This window comes from Kribbella sp. NPDC055110, assembly GCF_053607525.1.
Window position 1 is genome coordinate 46,366 of sequence record NZ_JBSGTS010000031.1, and the last position, 18,063, is coordinate 64,428.

Genomic DNA, 18,063 nt, shown 5'->3' on the forward strand with positions numbered 1-18,063 from the left:
CATCCAATAACTATACCGGCCATATTATCCCGGTACTATCATCGGATCATGGTCCGGCTCCCGCTCACCCCCGCGGAGGTCGAGCGCGGCGAACGCCTCGGCACGCTGCTCCGGCGCGCCCGCGGCGACCGCTCGATGCTTCAGACCGCCCTCGACGCCGGCGTCTCCCCCGAAACCCTCCGCAAAATAGAGTCCGGCCGCGTAGCCACCCCAGCCTTCCCCACCATCGCCGCCATCGCCGACGTCCTAGGCCTCTCCCTCGACACCCTCTGGACCGAGATCAACCAACCCGAACGGCTGGTCTCCTAGCCCTCAGGCGTCGAATCGGACGGCGTTCCATTCGAGGATGCGGGGGTCTGCGAGGCCCTCGAGTACGAAGGGGTCCTCGGCGATGAACGCCTCGGCATCGTCACGGGTGGAGAAGATGCCCATGGAGCCGGCAGCTGGGTCCGGCGTCCCGAACGGACCGAGGGCGACCAAGCCACCGCCGCCCGCGCGGAAGGCCTGGTAGAACGCCACATGGCGCGGGTAGACCTCCATGAGCTGCTCGCGTTCTGTGCCCTCGCGGAGGCTGTAAAGGACGACGTACTCCATGTAGCAGAGACTAAACGTCGAAGCGGATCTCGACGACGTCGCCGTCCGCCCCTTACCGCTCTTCTTTGCTTTTCAGACGTTGAAGCGGAACTCGACGACGTCGCCGTCCTGCATCACGTAGTCCTTACCTTCCATGCGGACCTTGCCGGCGGCGCGGGCGGCGTTCATGGAGCCGGCGTCGATGAGGTCGTCGAAGGAGACGATCTCGGCCTTGATGAAGCCGCGCTGGAAGTCGGTGTGGATAACGCCGGCGGCCTCGGGGGCGGTGGCGCCGCGCTTGATGGTCCAGGCGCGGGACTCCTTGGGACCGGCGGTCAGGTACGTCTGCAGGCCGAGCGTGTCGAACCCGACGCGCGCCAGTACGTCGAGACCGGGCTGGTCGATGCCCATCTCGGCGAGCATCTCGCGGGCCTCGTCCTCGTCGTCGAGCTCGACCAGTTCGGCCTCGAACTTCGCGTCCAGGAAGATCGCCTCGGCCGGCGCGACCAGGTCCCGCATCTGCTGCTTCAGCGGCTCGTCCGACAGTTCGTCGGCGTCGCAGTTGAAGACGAACAAGTATGGCTTGGCGGTCATCAGCATCAGCTCGCGGATCGCGTCGCGGTCCACGTCGGTGGCGACGATCGGCGTACCGGCCTCGAGGTGCTTCTGGGCGGCGCGGACGGCTTCGAGCGTGACCGCGGCCTCTTTCTTGAGGCGGGTCTCCTTCTCCAGCCGCGGGATCGCCTTCTCGACGGTCTGCAGGTCGGCGAGGATCAGCTCGGTCTGGATCGTGGAGATGTCGTCGGCCGGCGAGACCTTGCCGTCGACGTGCGTGACGTCGTCGTCGCGGAACACCCGGGTGACCTGGCAGATCGCGTCCGACTCGCGGATGTGGCTGAGGAACTTGTTGCCGAGGCCCTCACCCTCCGACGCGCCGCGCACGATGCCGGCGATGTCGACGAACTGCACGGTGGCCGGAATCTGCTTCTGCGAGCCGAACACTTCGGCGAGCTTCCCCAGCCGCGGGTCCGGGACACCGACCACTCCGACGTTCGGCTCGATGGTCGCGAACGGGTAGTTCGCGGCGAGTACGTCGTTCTTGGTCAGCGCGTTGAACAGGGTGGACTTGCCCGCGTTCGGGAGCCCGACGATTCCGATGGTGAGTGCCACGGGCGTCAAGGTTACGCGGCGAACACCGAAGTACCCCAATCGTCAGATCAGGAAGGCTTCGAGTTCGGCGCCGTACCAGCGGTTGGTGCGGCCGATCGGGCGCATGCCGAGCCGGTGGCAGACAGCTAGCGACGCGACGTTGTCCGGGCGGACGACGGCGTAGATCTGCCCGATCCCGGCCTTGAACCCGTGCTCGATCGCGGCCCGCGCCGACTCGGTCGCGAGGCCGCGGCCCCAGGCGTCCGGATGCAGATGCCAGCCGACCTCGACCTCGCCGCGGCCGGGCGTCCCGTCCGTCGGGTCGGGCAGCGGGGCCAGTAGTACGGTCCCCGCGATCGTCCCGGTGGCACGTTCCTCCACGGCCCAGACGCCGTACGGCGCCTCGCGGCTCCGCTCGTTCCACCGCATGATCGCCTTCGACGCCGCACCGCGGTCCGTCATCACCCGGGGCTCGGCGCCCAGCCAGCGGGACACCTCCCAGCGGCGGTAGATGTCGAAGACGCGGTCGCCGTCCGGATCCGCCCAGTCACGCACCACCAACCGGTCAGTCTCGAAAACCACCATGCTCCCCACCTCCCAAGGCTGTTCTTATTTCCGCGAACCAGGCGATCGCAAGCAACGTCTCCATCCTGTGACCACTTGGACCGATCGGATCGGGATTCCCTCACGCTTCGTGTTCGGATGCCTGCAGTTCCTGCGTTTCGGGTGGTTGGAGGTGGTGTCGTGCCTGTTTCCGGGGTTCCTGTTCGCGGGCCTGGCGATCTCGAAGTATGTCGACCTGCCGATCGCCCGGTACGACGCCTTGCTGATCTACTGTCTCGGCCTGACGCTGCTGTTCTGGGTGGTGCGGCTGGAGACCTGGCGTGAGGTCGCGGTGATCTTCGGGTTCCACCTGGTCGGACTCGGGCTGGAGCTGTTCAAGGTCCGGGTCGGCTCCTGGCAGTACCCGGGCGACGCGGTGACGAAGTTCGCCGGGGTGCCGCTGTTCGCGGGGTTCATGTACGCCGCGGTCGGCAGCTACCTGTGTCAGGCGTGGCGCCGGTTCGACCTCCGGGTCAGCAACTACCGCCCGATCCTGACGACGGTCTTCGCGGTGCTGATCTACGCGAACTTCTTCACCCATCAGTGGATCCCCGACCTGCGGATCCCGATCGCGCTCGGTCTGCTCGTCGTGTTGCGCCGTACCTGGGTCTTCTTCACGGTCGGCGTACGGCGTTACCGGATGCCGCTGGCGTTGTCGTTCGCGCTGATCGGGTTCTTCCTGTGGATCGCGGAGAACTTCGGCACGTTCCTCGACGCGTGGAACTATCCGGACCAGGTGAGTGTGTGGCGGCTCGTGCATCCGGCGAAGTTCGGCGCGTGGTCGTTGCTGGTCAGCATGAGCTTCGTGCTGGTCGCGAGCGTGAAGTCACTGGAGGGCCGGCTGTACCACCGCGGCGGAACCGCAACAGTCGAGATCTCACCGCAACACGCCAAGGCCAACCAAGCTGACAGGTAAGGCGTCTTCAGAAGTGTGAGGGCGCCTGAGGGGGCGCTGGGGAACCGCCTTAGGTACAAGGGGAAAGTCATGTCCCGAAAGTTCGCCGCATTCGTCGCGACCGGGGTGGCGCTGGCCGTCGTCATCGGTGCGTTACTGGTTCTGGCGATCGGGCACGAACGGCAACCACGCCCGGCTGCCGCGACCACGCAGACCACGTCGACACCGAGTCCGACGCCTACCGAGACACCGACGCTGAACGCGCCGCCGTCGACGCCGCGCAAGCCGGCTCCGAACCCGACCGCAGCACTTGCCTCCGGCAACAAAAGAGTGTTGTTCTTCAGCTTCGACGACGGACCGGACCCAGTCTGGACGCCGAAGGTCCTGCTGATCCTGAAGAAGTACGGCGCACATGCGACGTTCTTCGAACTCGGCGCGATGCAGACCGCGCACCCGGGGCTGCGCGAGCAGGTACTTGCCGCCGGCCACACGATCGGCAGTCACTCGATCACGCACCCGCAGCTGACCGCGATCTCAGCGGCGAAGCGGCACCACGAGATCTTCGACGGACCGGATTCGACCTGCTTCCGGCCGCCGTACGGCGCCTCGAACCCGAAGGTCCGCGCCGACATCCACGCGGCCGGCATGGTCCAGGTGCTGTGGGACGTCGACCCGCGGGACTGGGCCCGCCCGGGTACGAACGCGATCGTGCACAACATCCTCACGCACGCGCACAACCACAACATCATCCTGATGCACGACGGCGGCGGCAACCGCGCCCAGACCGTCGCGGCCCTGGACAAGGTCCTCCCACTCCTCAAGGCCCAGGGCTACACATTCCCCGCGATGAACTGCTGACGCCGGGCGCTCCGGGTCGCACACTGAGCCATGGATGCTTCCCGGGAGCTGCACCGCCTGACCAGTGGATACCAGGTGTCTCAAGCGGTGCACGTCGCCGCCACACTCGGCATCAGCGACGTACTCGCCGACGGCCCGAAGAGCCTCGCCCAGCTCGCAGAGTCCACCGGAACGGACACCGGGGCATTGGCGCGCCTGATGCACGCGCTGACCGCGCTCGGGTTGTACAGCGTCGACGACGGCAAGTACACCAACACCGAGCTCGGTACGGCGTTGCGCACCGACGTACCGCGCTCGGTCGCCGGCTGGGCGCGCTTCATCGGCAAGGGGTCGCACTGGCAGGCGTACACCGGTTTGGAGGACAGCATCCGGACCGGCGAGACGGCGTTCCCGGCAGTCCACGGCGAGGCGGTGTGGGAGTACCGCGCGAAGCATCCGGCGGAGCAGGCGGCGTTCGACGCGGCCATGACCTCTATGTCGGAGACGTTGTCCGACGCGGTCGTCGACGCCTACGACTTCAGCCGGTTCGGGACGTTGGTCGACGTCGGTGGCGGGCTTGGCCGTCTGCTGATCGGCATCCTCTCGCGGTACGAATCAGTCAGCGGCGTGCTGTTCGACCAGCCTGATGTCGTCGCGGGCGCCCACGACCTGCTGTCCGCGGCGGGCTTGTCGGAGCGCTGCCTCGTGGTCGGCGGCAACTTCTTCGAGGCTGTGCCCGAAGGTGACGCGTATCTTCTGAAGTCGGTGATCCACGACTGGGCGGACGCCGAGTCGATCGAGATCCTGCGCACCTGCCGTCGGTCGATGCCTGCGCACGGCCGTCTCCTGCTGGTGGAGCAATTGCTGGACCAGTCGCCGGATCCCCTGCGTACGGCGTTCTCGGACCTGAACATGCTCGTGATGACCGGCGGACGCGAGCGGACGACTGACGAGTACGGCGCGCTCCTCGCCGCCGCCGGCCTCGACCTCGTCGCCACGACTCCGACGGCCGGTCCAGCGTTCGTCCTCGAGGCTGCGCCCCGCACCTAGGCGTGGTTGGCAAAAACTGTCGGTGGCGTTCGGCACTATCTGTGACATGACCGGTACGACGGTGTTGCTGATCCTGCTCTTCCTCGTGGTGGGGCTGTTGCTGGGGGCTGTGTTCGGCGTGCTGTGGGTGCGCGGACGGGACGGTGCTGCGCTGGCGCGGATCACGGCCGAGCGGGACGCGGCCGAGGACCGGGTGGTCGAGCTGACGCAGGAGCGGACGAGCGTCGGGCAGCAGATGGGCGGGCAGGCCGTCGTCAAGGAAGCGCTGGATCGCCTGCACGCACAGCTGAATCAGCTCGAGCAGGGTCGCGCGGCGTGGCAGAGCCAGCTGCATCAGCAGGTGAACGAGGTGCGGATGAGCGGCGAGGCGCTGCGCCGCGAGACGGCCTCGTTGTCGACCGCGTTGCGCAAGCCGCAGGTGCGTGGCCGGTGGGGTGAGCTGCATCTGCGTCGCACCGTAGAGCTCGCCGGAATGGTTGCCCACTGCGACTTCACCGAGCAGACGACGACGGTCGCCGAGGACGGCGTACTGCGGCCGGATCTCGTGGTGAGGCTTGCCGAGGGCAAGAATCTGGTCGTCGACTCGAAGGTGCCGCTGGCCGCGTTCCTCGACGCGTGCGAGTCCGACGACGCGGAGTACCGCGAGGACCGGTTGCGGGCGCACGCGCGGCACCTGCGGACCCATGTCGACCAACTGTCGGCGAAGGCGTACTGGACCAGGCTGTCTCCGTCGCCCGAGTTCGTCATCCTCTTCGTGCCGGGTGAGTCCTTCCTGTCCGCGGCGCTCGACGTCGAGCCTTCCCTGCTCGAGTACGCCGCTGAGCGCCGGGTGATCCTCGCGACGCCGACCACGCTGATCGCGACGCTGCGCGCGGCGGCGTACGCGTGGAACCAGTCGGCGTTGACCGAGTCCGCGCAACAGGTCTTCGAGCTCGGCCGGGAGCTGTACGAGCGACTCGGCACGATGGGCGACCATCTCGGCCGCGTCGGGCGCTCGCTCACGTCTGCGGTGGAGGCGTACAACGGTACGGTCGGGTCGTTCGAGCGGCGGGTCTTCATCACCGCGCGCAAGCTGCGGGATCTGCATGTCACGGAGTCCGAGCTGACCGCGATGGAGTCGATCGAGGCCTCCGTGCGCCCGCTCACCGCGCCCGAGTTCGTGGCGCTGGACGAGTCGCCGAGCACGAGGAGGTGGCCGCCGTCGCAGACAGGCTGAATGTTCCGGACGCTGATCGTCCGGAACCCGGTCTATGGTCCTTGCCATGGACAACGCACCGCTCTCCGAGCCACCCGTCGCCGGGACCGAGGCCGACACGTTGATGGGCGCGCTCGAGCGCAACCGCCGTACCTTCGCCTGGAAGTGCGGCGGTCTGGACTCGGCCGGCCTGAACAAGCAGCACCCGCCGTCGACCGTGACGCTCGGCGGACTGCTCAAGCACCTGGCGCTGGTCGAGGACGAGTATTTCACCCGCCGGCTCCTCGGCAAGGAACTCCCGGCACCATGGGATGCGGTCGACTGGGACGCCGACCCCGACTGGGAGTGGCAGAGCGCGGCGGACGATTCACCCGAAGATCTGATGGACCTGTGGCAGGCGGCGGTAGCCCGCTCCCGCGCCGCAGTCGCCGACGCGCTCACGACCGGCGGCGTCGACCAGTTGGCTCAGTACAAGGGCCGCGACGGCGACTCCCCCAGCCTGCGCTACATCTTCGTCGACCTGATCGAGGAGTACGCCCGCCACACCGGCCACGCCGACCTGATCCGCGAATCCATCGACGGCCTCACCGGCGAAGGCGTGCCCGCCTCCTAACGTCCCGCGTCCCCCCGCGGATCGCATCTTTGAGAACCCACCGACCATTCTCGCGGCCCGATGATGGTCGGTGGCTTCTCAAAGATGGAGCCTGCGGCCGATTCCGGTGGATTGGGGAGTGTTACAGGCTGATTCGGGTGGGCAGGGCTCCCCAAACCGGTTTGGGGAGCGTGCGCGACGGCACCGCTACTCCACTCACCGGTGAAGGGGTGCCGCAGTAGCTGTCGGAAAGCCGACAGTAGTGAGGTGTTGACAGTCGGTGTCCTTCTCAAGCAACGATGAGAGCGCTCTCTCAGGCTTACGTGAGGAGAAGGATATGCGCTTCAGAACCAGAGTCCTGGGTGTCGTCGCGGCTGCGGTGGCTGTGGCCGGCGTGCTGTCGGCGACCCCGGACCGGTCGGCCGACGCGGCTGTGCCGGCGACGATTCCGCTGAAGATCACCAACAACTCGGGCCGTGGCGACCCCGTCTACATCTACAACCTGGGCACGAATCTGGCCACCGGGCAGCAGGGCTGGGCCGACGCCTCCGGGACGTTCCACGCCTGGCCGGCCGGCGGCAACCCGCCGACCCCGGCGCCGGACGCGTCGATCGCCGGACCCGCCAACGGGCAGTCCGTCACGATTCAGATGCCGAAGTTCTCCGGCCGCGTCTACTTCTCCTACGGCCAGAAGCTCGTCTTCAAACTCACCACGGGCGGCCTCGTGCAACCCGCCGTACAGAACCCGAGCGACCCGAACCGGAACATCCTGTTCCACTGGTCGGAGTACACGCTCAACGACAGCGGCCTGTGGATCAACAGCACGCAGGTCGACATGGTCTCCGCGCCGTACGCCGTGAGCGTGACGGCCGCGGACGGGTCCACGAAGACCACCGGCCACCTCCAGCCCGGCGGATACAACGCCGTGTACGACGGTCTCCGCAACGCCGCCGGCGGTTGGGGCGGCCTGATCCAGACGGCGCCCGACGGCTCGGTCCTCCGCGCACTCTCCCCGCTGTTCGGCGTCGAGACCGGGGCGCTCCCGGCGGGTGTGATGGACGACTACATCAACCGCGTGTGGTCGAAGTACAGCTCCGAGACCCTGACGGTCACGCCGTTCGGCGACCAGCCGGACATCAAGTACTTCGGTCGCGTGTCCGGCGGCGTCATGAACTTCACGAACACCTCCGGCGCTGTCGTCACGTCGTTCCAGAAACCCGACGCAGCCAGTGTGTTCGGCTGCTTCAAGTTGCTGGACGCACCGAACGACCAGGTCCGCGGCCCGATCTCCCGGACCCTGTGCGCCGGCTACAACCGCTCCACGCTGCTGACGAACCCGAACCAGCCGGACCCGAACGACGCGAACTTCTACCAGGACGCGGTCACCAACCACTACTCGAAGATCATCCACTCCCAGATGGCCGACGGCCACGCGTACGGGTTCGCCTTCGACGACGTCGGCAACCACGAGGCCCTCGTCCACGACGGCAACCCGCAGCAGGCCGGACTGATCCTCGATCCGTTCAACTGACCCTTGACTCCTGCCTCGGTTAGTGGAAACTTACCGTTCGTGGGGACTTACGGATCTCTCGAAGCTGCCGGACCGGTGCTGGACGCGCTCGGCGACCCGACGCGCCGGGTGATCCTCGAGACGCTGCGTACCGGCGGGCCGTGTTCGGTCGGCGTACTGGCCGAGCACGTGCCCGTCAGCCGGCCTGCGATCTCGCAGCACCTGAAGGTGCTCGGCGCGGTCGGTCTGGTGCAGCACGAGTCGCGCGGGACCCGGAACATCTACCGGGTCCATCAGGCAGGCCTCGACGAGCTGCGCAGCTGGCTCGACCAGTTCTGGGGCGATGCGTTGCAGGCGTACGCCGACCACGTACGCCGGACCGAGGAGGGACGGAAATGACTGTGGAACAAGACATCTCGCCGTTGGTGAAGATCGTGGTTGTGCCGGTCGGGGTCGACCGGGCGTTCGAGGCGTTCACGGCGGAGACGTCGGCGTGGTGGCCGCTGTTCAGCCACTCGGTCGGCGAGGCGGCGGCGAACGAGGTACGGCTGGAGGGCGCCGTCGGCGGGCGCATCGTCGAGTACGGCGCCGACGGCGAGATCGCCACCTGGGGCACCCTGTCCGACTGGGATCCGCCGAAGTCACTGACCTTCAGCTGGCACCCGGGTCAGGACCCGTCCGAAGCCGGGCAGGTCACGGTGACGTTCGACGCAACTGATGGCGGCACACAGGTTCAGCTCGTGCACTCCGGCTGGGAGCGTCGCGGCGACGGCGGCCGGGCCCGGCTCAGCTACGACACAGGTTGGGACTTTGTGCTGGGCAAGTACGTCGAGTTCGCCCGATAGTTGGCAGATGACTCCTGTCGACGCGCGCGCACTGGAAGCCTCGCTGCGGCCGCATGGTGAATCGGTCATGCTGCCGCGGGCGGCGTACGTCGATCCGGAGGTCCTCGCGTGGGAACGCCGGCACTTCTTCGCCGGTACCTGGACGTGCCTCGGCCGCGTCGACGAGCTGTCGGACGGTACGACGTACCGCGAGGTGACCGTCGGCGACATCGCGACCGTTGTCACGTTCGGCGACGTACCGCGGGCGTTCGCGAACACCTGCCGGCATCGCGGTCACGAGCTGCTCCAGCGGGACGAGACGAGCGACCGGCGAGCCGTGGTGTGCCCGTACCACGGTTGGTCGTACGAGCTCGACGGCTCGGTGAAGGCGGCCCCGCGGATGGGCGATTGCTTCGACACATCGCCGTACGGGCTGGTCGAACTGCCGGCCGAGGTGTGGCACGGCTGGCTGTTCGTGAACGCGACCGGTACGGCGGGGTCGTTCGAGGATCACCTCGGCGGGATCACCGGCCTCGTCGCGCCGTACGCGCCGGAAACCCTTGTTCTGAAGGCGCGGCACGCGTACGACGTGGCGGCGAACTGGAAGACGATCGTGGAGAACTACCACGAGTGCTACCACTGCCCGCTGATCCATCCCGAACTGTGCAAGGTATCGCCGCCGACGTCGGGCGACAACTGGAACCTGCCCGGCGCGTGGGTCGGCGGCCTGATGGACCTGCGACCGGACGCCGAGACGATGTCGCTCGACGGCCGGTCACTCGGGGTCCCGATCGCCGGCGTCGACCCGCGTCAGGTCAACTACCTCGGCCTGTTCCCGAACCTGCTGATCTCGCTGCATCCCGACTACGTGATGACCCATCGCCTCGAGCCGCGCGCACCGGGCCTGACCGCAATCGAGTGCTCCTGGTACTTCCGGCCCGAGGTGACGGACCCGTCGTACGCCGTGGAGTTCTGGGACATCACGAACCGCGAGGACTGGGCCGCCTGCGAGTCGGTCCAGCGCGGCGCCGAGTCCCCGCATTTCCGCCCCGGCCCACTCGCGCCCGCCGAGGACGCCGTCTACCAATGGGTCACGATGCTCGCCCGCGGCTACCTCGGCAAGCCGCTCAGCACCTGACGGGATCACCCGCCGGTGACTGGGAACAAGCAATGGCCTGTTCCCAGTCGCCAACGCCTATCCGCAGTCAGTAGCCCAGCGTGAAGCGGCGGCCGTTGTGGGCGGGGGTTTCCGCCTCGTCGATAAGGGCGACTGCGTAGTCCTCGGCGGAGATGTGGTCGCCGATCGGCTCGTCCTGGCCCAGGCGGAAGACGCCGGTGCGCTCGCCGGGGGCGATCACGAACGCCGGGGACAGCATCGTCCAGTTCACGTCGCTCGCGCGCAGGTTCTCGAGCGCCTGCGAGACGGTCAGCGACTCGTTCTTGTACTCGGCCGGGAACTCCGGCCCGTCCACCACCCGGTTGCCGCCGATCACCAGGCTGCCGGCGCCGCCGACCACGAACAGCCGGGTCTCCGTCCCCCGCACCGCGGCGATCAGGGTGTCGACCGCGTCCAGGTACTCCTGGTGGTCCCCACCGGTCCGGCTCGGCCCGATCGCCGCGACCAGCACGTCCGAGTCCGCCGCCAGCTCCTTGGCCGCCGCGACGTCGTTCGCGCTCCTCTGCACCGCGCGGACGCCGTCCGGCAGCTCGCCGCCGGAGCGCGTCACGCCGGCGACCTCGTGCCCGCGGCTGACCGCCTCGGCCGCCACCCGGCTGCCGACCATCCCACTCGCGCCGAACACCGCGATCTTCATCTCTGCTCCTTGTCTGTTGACCTGACCTCGACAGTATCCATTGGTAACTGGCTACTTCAACGTGCTATAAGTACCTTGTGGTAACCAAAGGAAACGCGTTCGACCCGAACTGCCCGACCCGCACGATCCTGGACCGGATCGGCGACAAGTGGACGGTGCTCGTCGTCCTCAGCCTGCGCAGCGGCCCGCTCCGCTTCACCGAACTCCGCGACGGCATCGGCCGGGTCGCGCCCAAGGTCCTCACCCAGACCCTGCGCCGGATGGAGCGCGACGGCCTGATCACCCGCGAGGTCTACCCGGAGATCCCGCCCCGCGTCGTCTACACCCTGACCCCGATGGGCGCGTCCCTGATCGACCCGATCAGCGTGATCACCGACTGGGCGGAAACCCACATGCCCGCGATCACCAAGGCGCAGACGGCGTACGACACCGTCTGAACATCACAACCTGCACTCCGCCGGATTACAGCTCAACCTTTGCGATCCCTCGCCTAATCACACTCCTGACCGGGATGAGAGCTGGGGGTTGGTTGGAATGGATCCAGGACGGGATCGGGAGTTCGCGGAGTTCGTGGACGGACGGTTCACGGCGTTGCAGCGGTTCGGGTACCTGCTGACCGGGGAGTGGCATCTCGCCGAGGACCTCGTGCAGACGTCGCTCACCAAGGTGTGGTTCCACCGGAACTCCTTGCGCAGCGGGAACGCCCTGGAGAGCTACACCCGCACGGTGATGGTCAACACCAGCACCCAGTGGTGGCGCCGCAAGTGGAAGGGCGAGACGCCGACCGAACATCTGCCCGAGCCGCAGCAGTCCTCGGGACCTTCGGAGTACGGCGTCGTGGACGATCGGGACCTGTTGCTCAGGGCCCTCGCCACACTCCCCCGCCGTACCCGCGCGACCCTCGTCCTGCGGTACTTCGAGGATTTGCCGGAAGCCGAGATCGCCCAGATCATGGGCTGTTCGCTCGGCACAGTGAAGAGCAACGTGTCCCGTGGACTCGCGAAGCTCCGTGAGCATCACCTGGTCGCCGCCGTCTCCGCCCCTGCCCAGAAGGAGGGCTGAGTCATGACCGAAGACCTGAAGGACCGGTTCGCACAGCTGGTCGCGGATCCGCCACCGCCGACCGCAGTGCCGAGTGAAGCCGTGTTTGCCCGCGTTCGGACGGTACGTCGACGTCGCGCCGCCGGTGTGACGACTGTCGCCGCGGCCGCAGCGGTCGCGATCGCACTTGCCCTGGGCAACGTCACGGACATCGGCGGCGCACCGCCGGTCACCAACACGCCAGGAGCCCCGAAGTCGATCGTCACCGGCCCACCAACCGCCGCACCGAAGCCGGCGCCGCCGATCGCCGTACGGCTGAAGCCGTCGATGAACGGCCGGACGGTGGGAATGACCGTCACCGTGACCGGGAAGGCGTTCGTCCCGACGGCGATCCCCGAAGGCACGCTGCTGGACGCGAACTCGCCGTTCGTGGACCTGTCCGGTGGCACGGACTACTCCTTCGGAGAAGGCGTGCCAGGCGGCTCCGACGGCGGTTCGATCGACTGCACCACGAAGCAACTGAAGACGGGCTCGCAGACGTACGTGATCCCGGAGACCCACACGTTCACGAAGCCGGGCACCTACAAGTTCACGTACACGATCCGCTACTGCGGCACGAAGGGCTGGTTCCCGACCACCACGACCACGCAGTTGGTGGTCAGATAGTCCAGGCGTGGTCGGAGGTGCCGGTGGTGGGGAGGCCGGCGGCCTTCAGGTCGGTGCGGAGGTCGCGTGGGAGGGCGAACGTCAGGCTCTCCTCCGCGGTGGTGACCTCCTGTACGTCGCCGTACCCGCGCTCGGCCAGCCAGCGCAGGACGTCGCGGACCAGCACCTCCGGCACGCTCGCGCCACTGCTGACACCGACCGAGTCGACGCCGTCCAGCCAGGCCTCGTCGATCTCGTCGGCGAAGTCGACCAGGTAGCCGGCCTTCGCGCCGTGCTCGACCGCGACCTCGACCAGGCGCACCGAGTTCGACGAGTTCCGGGAGCCGACCACGAGCATCAGGTCGGCGTCCGCGGCCAGTTTCTTGACCGCGGCCTGGCGGTTCTGGGTGGCGTAGCAGATGTCGTCGCTCGGCGGGTCCTGCAGGTGCGGGAACCGCTCGCGCAGCCGCCGTACCGTCTCCATCGTCTCGTCGACCGACAGCGTGGTCTGGGACAGCCACACGACCTTCTCGGGGTCACGGACAGTGACGTTCGGTACGTCGTCCGGGCCGTCGACGAGCGTCACGTGCTCCGGGGCCTCGCCGGAGGTGCCGATGACCTCCTCGTGCCCCTCGTGGCCGATCAGCAGGATGTCGTAGTCGGTCGCGGCGAACCGCTTCGCCTCGTGGTGCACCTTGGTGACCAGCGGGCAGGTCGCGTCGATGGTCTTCAACTGCCGCGCGGCCGCCTCCTCGTGCACCACCGGCGCGACACCGTGCGCGGAGAAGATCACCGTCTCGCCCTCGGGCACCTCGTCGGTCTCCTCGACGAAGATCGCCCCACGCTTCTCCAGCGTCTGTACGACGTACTTGTTGTGCACGATCTCCTTGCGCACGTACACCGGCGGCCCGTACAGATCGAGCGCCTTCTCCACCGCCACCACGGCCCGATCGACCCCCGCGCAGTACCCACGGGGCGCGGCGAGGAGCACGCGCTTCGTCGTCGTCGCGGTCGCGGCACCGATGTCGTCAGGCTGAGGAGTCACGCCCCCATGGTACGGGCCGTGATATGTGAGCAGCGTCACCGGGGAGCCGTCCGCCCTGTCCGGACGGCTCCTCCATGGGAGGTGTACCTGCGCATCAAGAATCGCCCGGAAACGCCTTGTGCGCAAAGGGTTTTCGGACCCACTCCCGCAGTACGCCGAAATGCCGGTCGGTCAGCCCGACCCGCGCGTCGACCGGAAGGATCAACGCCCGCGGGAAGCGGTCCCGCTCGACGTCGCCCACCTCGTCGTCCACCCACGCGAACGGACGAGCACCGACCCACTCCGCGACGTACGCCGCCTTCCAGGAACCCCGGCGTACCGGCGTCCGATCGGGCCAAAGAATCGTCGGCAACTCAGGCAAACCGAGCAAAGGCCCGAGCAGGCGGTTGGCGCCGTGCTCCCAACTGCTCGCCCACACCAGGTCGAAACGGTCCGCGAGCGCGTTGAGCTCTACCCCGTGGCGTGGATTGAGAAGGACCCGCCAAGTCTTCGCGCCTTCAGTGATCTCGTGCCGCTCGTACCCAGGCGGGATCCCGTTGGCTCGGTGTGGGTTGAGTGGGCCGTCGAAATCCAGTAGGAGGAGTGGGCGCATTACTCAACGTTAGGGAATGTCGGTGCGGGGTCGTAGGGTCTGGGGGTGGCTTTGGAGACCTCGCCGGAAGCGCCTGCGGCCGTGCGGACGATCGCGAACGGGATCGCGGGCTGGATCAACCAGCTCGGTGCCGTGTGGGTCGAGGGGCAGCTGACGGACGTCTCGATCGGCCGCGGTACGACGACGGTGTTCGGGACGTTGCGGGACACCGACGCGGACATCTCGCTGCGGTTCACCTGCAACCGGCGGGTGTTCGAGACGGTCGAGGTCAGCGACGGCTCGCGGGTGCTGGTGCACGCCAAGCCGAACTTCTTCGCCCGCCGCGGCACGCTCGCGCTCGCCGTCAGCGAGATCCGCCACGTCGGGATCGGTGAACTGCTGGCCCGGATCGAGCGGCTGAAACAGCTACTCGCGGCCGAGGGCCTCTTCGAGCCGTACCGGAAGAAGAAGCTGCCGTTCCTCCCGCACACGGTCGGGTTGATCTGCGGGCGGGACTCGGCGGCCGAGCGCGACGTACTCGAGAACGCGAAGCGGCGCTGGCCGGCGGTCGCGTTCCGGATCGAGTACGCGTCGGTGCAGGGCCCGTCGGCGGCCGGTGAGGTGATGACCGCGCTGCGGAAGCTGGACGCGGACGATGCGGTCGAGGTGATCGTGATCGCGCGCGGCGGCGGGTCGCTGGAGGATCTGCTGCCGTTCTCCGACGAGGGCCTGATCCGGGCGGTGTCGAAGACGGGTACGCCGGTGGTGAGCGCGATCGGGCACGAGCCGGACTCGCCGCTGCTCGACCTGGTCGCGGACCTCCGGGCGTCGACACCGACCGACGCGGCGAAGCGGATCGTGCCGGACGTGCGCGAAGAGCTGGACGGCGTACGGCAGCTGCGCGAACGCGGCCTGCGGGCGATCCGATCCTGGTTGGATCGCGAGGCGCACGCGCTGGCGGCGATCCGATCGCGACCCGCGTTGGCGGCGCCGGTGTCGGACCTGCAGCGGCGGTCCGACGAGATCACGGCCCTCGTCGAGCGCAATCGACGTACGCTCACGCATCGGCTCGACCGGGCGAGCGACGACCTCACGCACCGCTTGGCGAGTGTGCGGGCGTTGTCCCCGAAGGCGACGCTGGAGCGCGGGTACTCCGTTCTGCAGTTGGCCGACGGCACCGCCGTACGGGAACTGGCGCAGGTGGCGCCGGGTGACCTGCTGCAGGCGCGGGTCAGTGACGGCCGCTTCGCGGTCGAAGTCAAGTCCGAGGAGGACAAGTGAGCGGCGACCGACCCGAGATGACGTATGAGCAGGCCCGCGAGGAGCTCGTCGACGTGGTCCGCAAACTCGAGGCCGGCGGCACCAGCCTCGAGGACTCCCTCGCCCTCTGGGAGCGCGGCGAAGAACTCGCCGCCACCTGCCAACGCTGGCTGGACGGCGCCCGCGAACGCCTCACCAAGGCCCAAGCCGCCCACGAGAAGAAGCCCGACTGAACACCCAATGCCCGCCCGACCGGGAAACCTCGCGACGCGATCGGCACGGCCGGAGGATCTGCTCGGTGCCGCTGAAGCTCGCGTAGCCAGCTGGCGAGCGGCGTTCACCGGCCTCGTCCCCCAGGACTTCCTGGACGCGATGGACCCGGACTCGATCGCGTCCTCCTGGGCGAACAGCATCGATGCCGGTCGATCCCGGCTGTACGTCGCAGTCGCCGGCGAGCAGGTGATCGGGTACGCCGGTGTTGGGCCGGAGCGTGATGAGGCAGCGCCACCGAACACCGGCGAGCTGTACGCGCTCTTCGTCCACCCCGACCACTGGGGAACCGGCGCCGGCCGCGCCCTGACCGACGCTGCCTGCGCCGACCTCTGCGCAGCCGGCTGCACCGCCGTCCAACTTTGGGTGCTCGAGGCAAACATCCGCGCGCGCCGCTTCTACACGCGTTACGGCTTCACGGAAACGCCCGACCGCACCCACTCCTCGCTCAGCAACCTCCCCGAGATCCGGCTGGTGAAGGTTTGCGCAGAGCCGGAACTACATTCCGCCACCGGTCACATAACCCGCCAGCCGCCCACGAAGCAGCGGGTCGGTTGAGCGCTCGCGGGTCACGCGGGGAGTGGGTTCAGCGCTCGCGGGTCACGTCGTCAGGAGGGTGGTTGTGAGGGTTTGGAGGCCGGCTTTCATTCGGTCCAGGTCGTAGCCCTGGTCTCGGAGGGCCTTGTGTAGGTCGGCGGCTAGCGGTGCTAGCAGAACGTGGGCCGTGTAGTCCGCGTCGAGTTCGGGGCGGGCGGATTCGATCAGGTGGGACAGGTGGCGGTGCCAGAGGTGGTACGAGCCGATGCGGTAGCGCGCGCCGTCCGAGGCGTTCTCGCTGTCCATGAACAGGGCGACGTGCCGATCGAGTAGGTCGAGGTACGCGTCGAGGAACGCCATCACGCGGACGACGGGCGGCGCGCCCGGTCCGAGCGGCGGTGGACCGCTGATGATCTTCGCCTGCAACTCCTGCTCGCGCTCGTCGAGCAGCGCGACCGCCAGGCCGGCGCGATCGCCGAACCGGCGGAACACGGTCCCCTTCCCGACGCCCGCCTCCGCGGCGATCGCGTCCAATGACACGTTCTTCACGCCGCGCTCGGTGAACAGCCGCTCGGCGGCCTCCAGTACACGCAGCCGGTTGCGCCGCGCATCCGCCCGTTCCGGCCGCGGCTCCCCCACGACCGGCAGGCTCCGTTGTAAAGCGGACTGCGGTCCGGTACTGTCGTTCATAAGACGGACTGTAGTCCGCTAAAGACTCAGGAGGAAGCAGACATGAGCAACGCTCGGATCGCGATCGCCTACCACTCCGGCTACGGCCACACCGCGAAGCAGGCCGAGGCGGTGGCCGAAGGCGCCGCGTCGGTTCCGGGGACCACGACCGATCTGGTGCCGCTGGACGAGCTGACCGAGGACGTGTGGGAGCGGCTGACCGCTGCCGACGCGATCATCTTCGGCGCACCGACGTACATGGGGAGCCCGAGTTGGGTGTTCAAGAAGTTCGCCGAGGAGAGCGTCCGGATCTGGGCGGCCGACCTCGGCTGGCGGGACAAGATCGCGGCCGGATTCACCAACTCGAAGGCGATGTCCGGCGACAAGCTGAACAGCCTGGTCGACCTGTCCGTGTTCGCCGCGCAGCATGGGATGATCTGGGTCGGCCTCGACATCTACCCGGGCTGGGCGGACAGCACCGCGAGCATCGAGGACCTGAACCGGCTCGGCAGCTGGCTCGGTGCGATGGCGCAGTCCGACGCGGACCTGTCCGCGGAGAAGGCGCCGCCGGCCACCGACCTGCGGACCGCGGCCGCGCTCGGCGCGCGGGTCGCGACTGTCACGCACCGGCATCTGAGAGGAGCACTGGCGGCCTGATGGCATGGATCATCCTGCTCGCCGCGGCGGCGTTCGAGATCGCGTTCGCGCTCAGCCTGAAACCGAGCGAGGGCTTCAGCCGGCTCTGGCCGACGCTCGGCGTGCTCGTGTTCGGCGTGATCTCGGTCGTCCTGCTCGCGAAGACACTCGATCGCCTCCCGGTCGGTACGGCGTACGCGATCTGGACCGGGATCGGTTCGGTCGGCGTTGTGATCCTCGGCGTCGTCCTGTTCCACGAGCCGATCACCCCGATGCGCCTCGCCTGCATCGCGCTGATCGTCACCGGCGTGGTCGGCCTGCGCCTAGCCGGCGCCGAGTAGGTGGAC

General features: G+C 68.1%; 25 protein-coding genes. 18 read left to right on the forward strand and 7 right to left on the reverse strand.

Going from position 1 to position 18,063, the window contains the following annotated elements; all coding sequences use genetic code 11:
- The first annotated feature begins 48 nt into the window (after positions 1 to 48).
- Positions 49 to 309: a helix-turn-helix transcriptional regulator gene (locus ACWF0M_RS33415; protein ID WP_452239737.1), complete on the forward strand. Its 261-nt coding sequence runs from the start codon at positions 49 to 51 to the stop codon at positions 307 to 309.
- 3 nt (positions 310 to 312) lie between these two features.
- Here ACWF0M_RS33415 and ACWF0M_RS33420 read toward each other — a convergent pair whose 3' ends face one another.
- From ACWF0M_RS33420 to ACWF0M_RS33430, 3 genes are all read right to left on the reverse strand, one after another.
- Positions 313 to 594, reverse strand: coding sequence for a YciI family protein (locus ACWF0M_RS33420; protein WP_452239738.1), 282 nt, complete (start codon positions 592 to 594; stop codon positions 313 to 315).
- Between the two features lie 72 nt (positions 595 to 666).
- On the reverse strand, positions 667 to 1,743 hold the full coding sequence (ychF, locus tag ACWF0M_RS33425) for a redox-regulated ATPase YchF (RefSeq protein WP_452239739.1): 1,077 nt from the start codon (positions 1,741 to 1,743) through the stop codon (positions 667 to 669).
- A gap of 42 nt (positions 1,744 to 1,785) precedes the next feature.
- On the reverse strand, positions 1,786 to 2,307 hold the full coding sequence (locus tag ACWF0M_RS33430; protein ID WP_452239740.1) for a GNAT family N-acetyltransferase: 522 nt from the start codon (positions 2,305 to 2,307) through the stop codon (positions 1,786 to 1,788).
- Positions 2,308 to 2,374: 67 nt separating this feature from the next.
- On the opposite strand from ACWF0M_RS33430, the gene ACWF0M_RS33435 reads away from it, so the two are divergent.
- From ACWF0M_RS33435 to ACWF0M_RS33475, 9 genes are all read left to right on the forward strand, one after another.
- Positions 2,375 to 3,241 carry a DUF817 domain-containing protein gene (locus ACWF0M_RS33435; protein WP_452239741.1) on the forward strand — a complete coding sequence of 289 codons (867 nt, stop codon included), beginning with the start codon at positions 2,375 to 2,377 and terminating at the stop codon, positions 3,239 to 3,241.
- Positions 3,242 to 3,310: 69 nt separating this feature from the next.
- Entirely contained in the window at positions 3,311 to 4,078 is a 768-nt protein-coding gene (locus ACWF0M_RS33440; RefSeq protein WP_452239742.1) for a polysaccharide deacetylase family protein, read from the forward strand.
- 30 nt (positions 4,079 to 4,108) lie between these two features.
- A complete protein-coding gene (locus tag ACWF0M_RS33445; RefSeq protein WP_452239743.1) occupies positions 4,109 to 5,107 on the forward strand; it encodes a methyltransferase in 999 nt (332 codons plus the stop codon).
- A gap of 46 nt (positions 5,108 to 5,153) precedes the next feature.
- The gene (locus ACWF0M_RS33450; protein ID WP_452239744.1) at positions 5,154 to 6,323 is read left to right on the forward strand and encodes a DNA recombination protein RmuC; all 1,170 of its coding nucleotides are present in this window, start codon (positions 5,154 to 5,156) and stop codon (positions 6,321 to 6,323) included.
- Between the two features lie 46 nt (positions 6,324 to 6,369).
- Positions 6,370 to 6,915, forward strand: coding sequence for a mycothiol transferase (locus ACWF0M_RS33455; RefSeq protein WP_452239745.1), 546 nt, complete (start codon positions 6,370 to 6,372; stop codon positions 6,913 to 6,915).
- Between the two features lie 316 nt (positions 6,916 to 7,231).
- On the forward strand, positions 7,232 to 8,425 hold the full coding sequence (locus tag ACWF0M_RS33460; protein WP_452239746.1) for a glycoside hydrolase family 64 protein: 1,194 nt from the start codon (positions 7,232 to 7,234) through the stop codon (positions 8,423 to 8,425).
- Positions 8,426 to 8,464: 39 nt separating this feature from the next.
- Positions 8,465 to 8,803, forward strand: coding sequence for an ArsR/SmtB family transcription factor (locus ACWF0M_RS33465; RefSeq protein WP_452239747.1), 339 nt, complete (start codon positions 8,465 to 8,467; stop codon positions 8,801 to 8,803).
- Entirely contained in the window at positions 8,800 to 9,249 is a 450-nt protein-coding gene (locus ACWF0M_RS33470; RefSeq protein WP_452239748.1) for an SRPBCC domain-containing protein, read from the forward strand. The genes ACWF0M_RS33465 and ACWF0M_RS33470 overlap by 4 nt, the downstream gene beginning before the upstream one ends.
- Before the next feature lie 7 nt (positions 9,250 to 9,256).
- On the forward strand, positions 9,257 to 10,366 hold the full coding sequence (locus tag ACWF0M_RS33475; RefSeq protein WP_452239749.1) for an aromatic ring-hydroxylating oxygenase subunit alpha: 1,110 nt from the start codon (positions 9,257 to 9,259) through the stop codon (positions 10,364 to 10,366).
- A gap of 67 nt (positions 10,367 to 10,433) precedes the next feature.
- Here ACWF0M_RS33475 and ACWF0M_RS33480 read toward each other — a convergent pair whose 3' ends face one another.
- A complete protein-coding gene (locus ACWF0M_RS33480) occupies positions 10,434 to 11,042 on the reverse strand; it encodes an NAD(P)-dependent oxidoreductase (RefSeq protein WP_452239750.1) in 609 nt (202 codons plus the stop codon).
- Between the two features lie 77 nt (positions 11,043 to 11,119).
- Between ACWF0M_RS33480 and ACWF0M_RS33485 the strand changes: the two genes are divergently transcribed.
- The 3 genes from ACWF0M_RS33485 to ACWF0M_RS33495 all read left to right on the forward strand — a co-directional run bounded on the left by ACWF0M_RS33485 (position 11,120) and on the right by ACWF0M_RS33495 (position 12,749).
- Complete coding sequence (locus ACWF0M_RS33485; RefSeq protein WP_452239751.1) at positions 11,120 to 11,479, forward strand: winged helix-turn-helix transcriptional regulator; 360 nt, start codon at positions 11,120 to 11,122, stop codon at positions 11,477 to 11,479.
- A 97-nt stretch (positions 11,480 to 11,576) separates the two neighbouring features.
- Complete coding sequence (locus ACWF0M_RS33490; RefSeq protein ID WP_452239752.1) at positions 11,577 to 12,104, forward strand: SigE family RNA polymerase sigma factor; 528 nt, start codon at positions 11,577 to 11,579, stop codon at positions 12,102 to 12,104.
- A 3-nt stretch (positions 12,105 to 12,107) separates the two neighbouring features.
- Positions 12,108 to 12,749, forward strand: coding sequence for a hypothetical protein (locus ACWF0M_RS33495; protein WP_452239753.1), 642 nt, complete (start codon positions 12,108 to 12,110; stop codon positions 12,747 to 12,749).
- On the opposite strand, the gene ACWF0M_RS33500 is transcribed toward ACWF0M_RS33495, so the two are convergent.
- Both ACWF0M_RS33500 and ACWF0M_RS33505 read right to left on the reverse strand, forming a co-directional pair.
- Positions 12,742 to 13,773, reverse strand: a complete 1,032-nt coding sequence (locus ACWF0M_RS33500) for a 4-hydroxy-3-methylbut-2-enyl diphosphate reductase (RefSeq protein ID WP_452239754.1) — start codon at positions 13,771 to 13,773, stop codon at positions 12,742 to 12,744. The genes ACWF0M_RS33495 and ACWF0M_RS33500 overlap by 8 nt on opposite strands.
- A 94-nt stretch (positions 13,774 to 13,867) precedes the next feature.
- Entirely contained in the window at positions 13,868 to 14,365 is a 498-nt protein-coding gene (locus ACWF0M_RS33505; RefSeq protein WP_452239755.1) for an HAD domain-containing protein, read from the reverse strand.
- A 45-nt stretch (positions 14,366 to 14,410) separates the two neighbouring features.
- Between ACWF0M_RS33505 and xseA the strand changes: the two genes are divergently transcribed.
- The 3 genes from xseA to ACWF0M_RS33520 are packed head-to-tail and all read left to right on the forward strand — an operon-like array spanning position 14,411 to position 16,432.
- Positions 14,411 to 15,625 carry an exodeoxyribonuclease VII large subunit gene (xseA, locus tag ACWF0M_RS33510; protein WP_452239756.1) on the forward strand — a complete coding sequence of 405 codons (1,215 nt, stop codon included), beginning with the start codon at positions 14,411 to 14,413 and terminating at the stop codon, positions 15,623 to 15,625.
- A gap of 17 nt (positions 15,626 to 15,642) precedes the next feature.
- Positions 15,643 to 15,837, forward strand: a complete 195-nt coding sequence (locus ACWF0M_RS33515; protein WP_452239781.1) for an exodeoxyribonuclease VII small subunit — start codon at positions 15,643 to 15,645, stop codon at positions 15,835 to 15,837.
- Positions 15,838 to 15,844: 7 nt separating this feature from the next.
- Positions 15,845 to 16,432, forward strand: coding sequence for an N-acetyltransferase family protein (locus ACWF0M_RS33520; protein WP_452239757.1), 588 nt, complete (start codon positions 15,845 to 15,847; stop codon positions 16,430 to 16,432).
- A 42-nt stretch (positions 16,433 to 16,474) separates the two neighbouring features.
- Here ACWF0M_RS33520 and ACWF0M_RS33525 read toward each other — a convergent pair whose 3' ends face one another.
- Entirely contained in the window at positions 16,475 to 17,101 is a 627-nt protein-coding gene (locus tag ACWF0M_RS33525; RefSeq protein WP_452239758.1) for a TetR/AcrR family transcriptional regulator, read from the reverse strand.
- Between the two features lie 42 nt (positions 17,102 to 17,143).
- Here ACWF0M_RS33525 and ACWF0M_RS33530 point away from each other — a divergent pair, with 42 nt between their 5' ends.
- Both ACWF0M_RS33530 and ACWF0M_RS33535 read left to right on the forward strand, forming a co-directional pair.
- On the forward strand, positions 17,144 to 17,737 hold the full coding sequence (locus ACWF0M_RS33530) for a flavodoxin family protein (protein WP_452239759.1): 594 nt from the start codon (positions 17,144 to 17,146) through the stop codon (positions 17,735 to 17,737).
- Entirely contained in the window at positions 17,737 to 18,057 is a 321-nt protein-coding gene (locus ACWF0M_RS33535; RefSeq protein WP_452239760.1) for a DMT family transporter, read from the forward strand. Before ACWF0M_RS33530 ends, ACWF0M_RS33535 begins: the two co-directional genes overlap by 1 nt.
- The last annotated feature ends 6 nt before the right edge of the window (positions 18,058 to 18,063 follow it).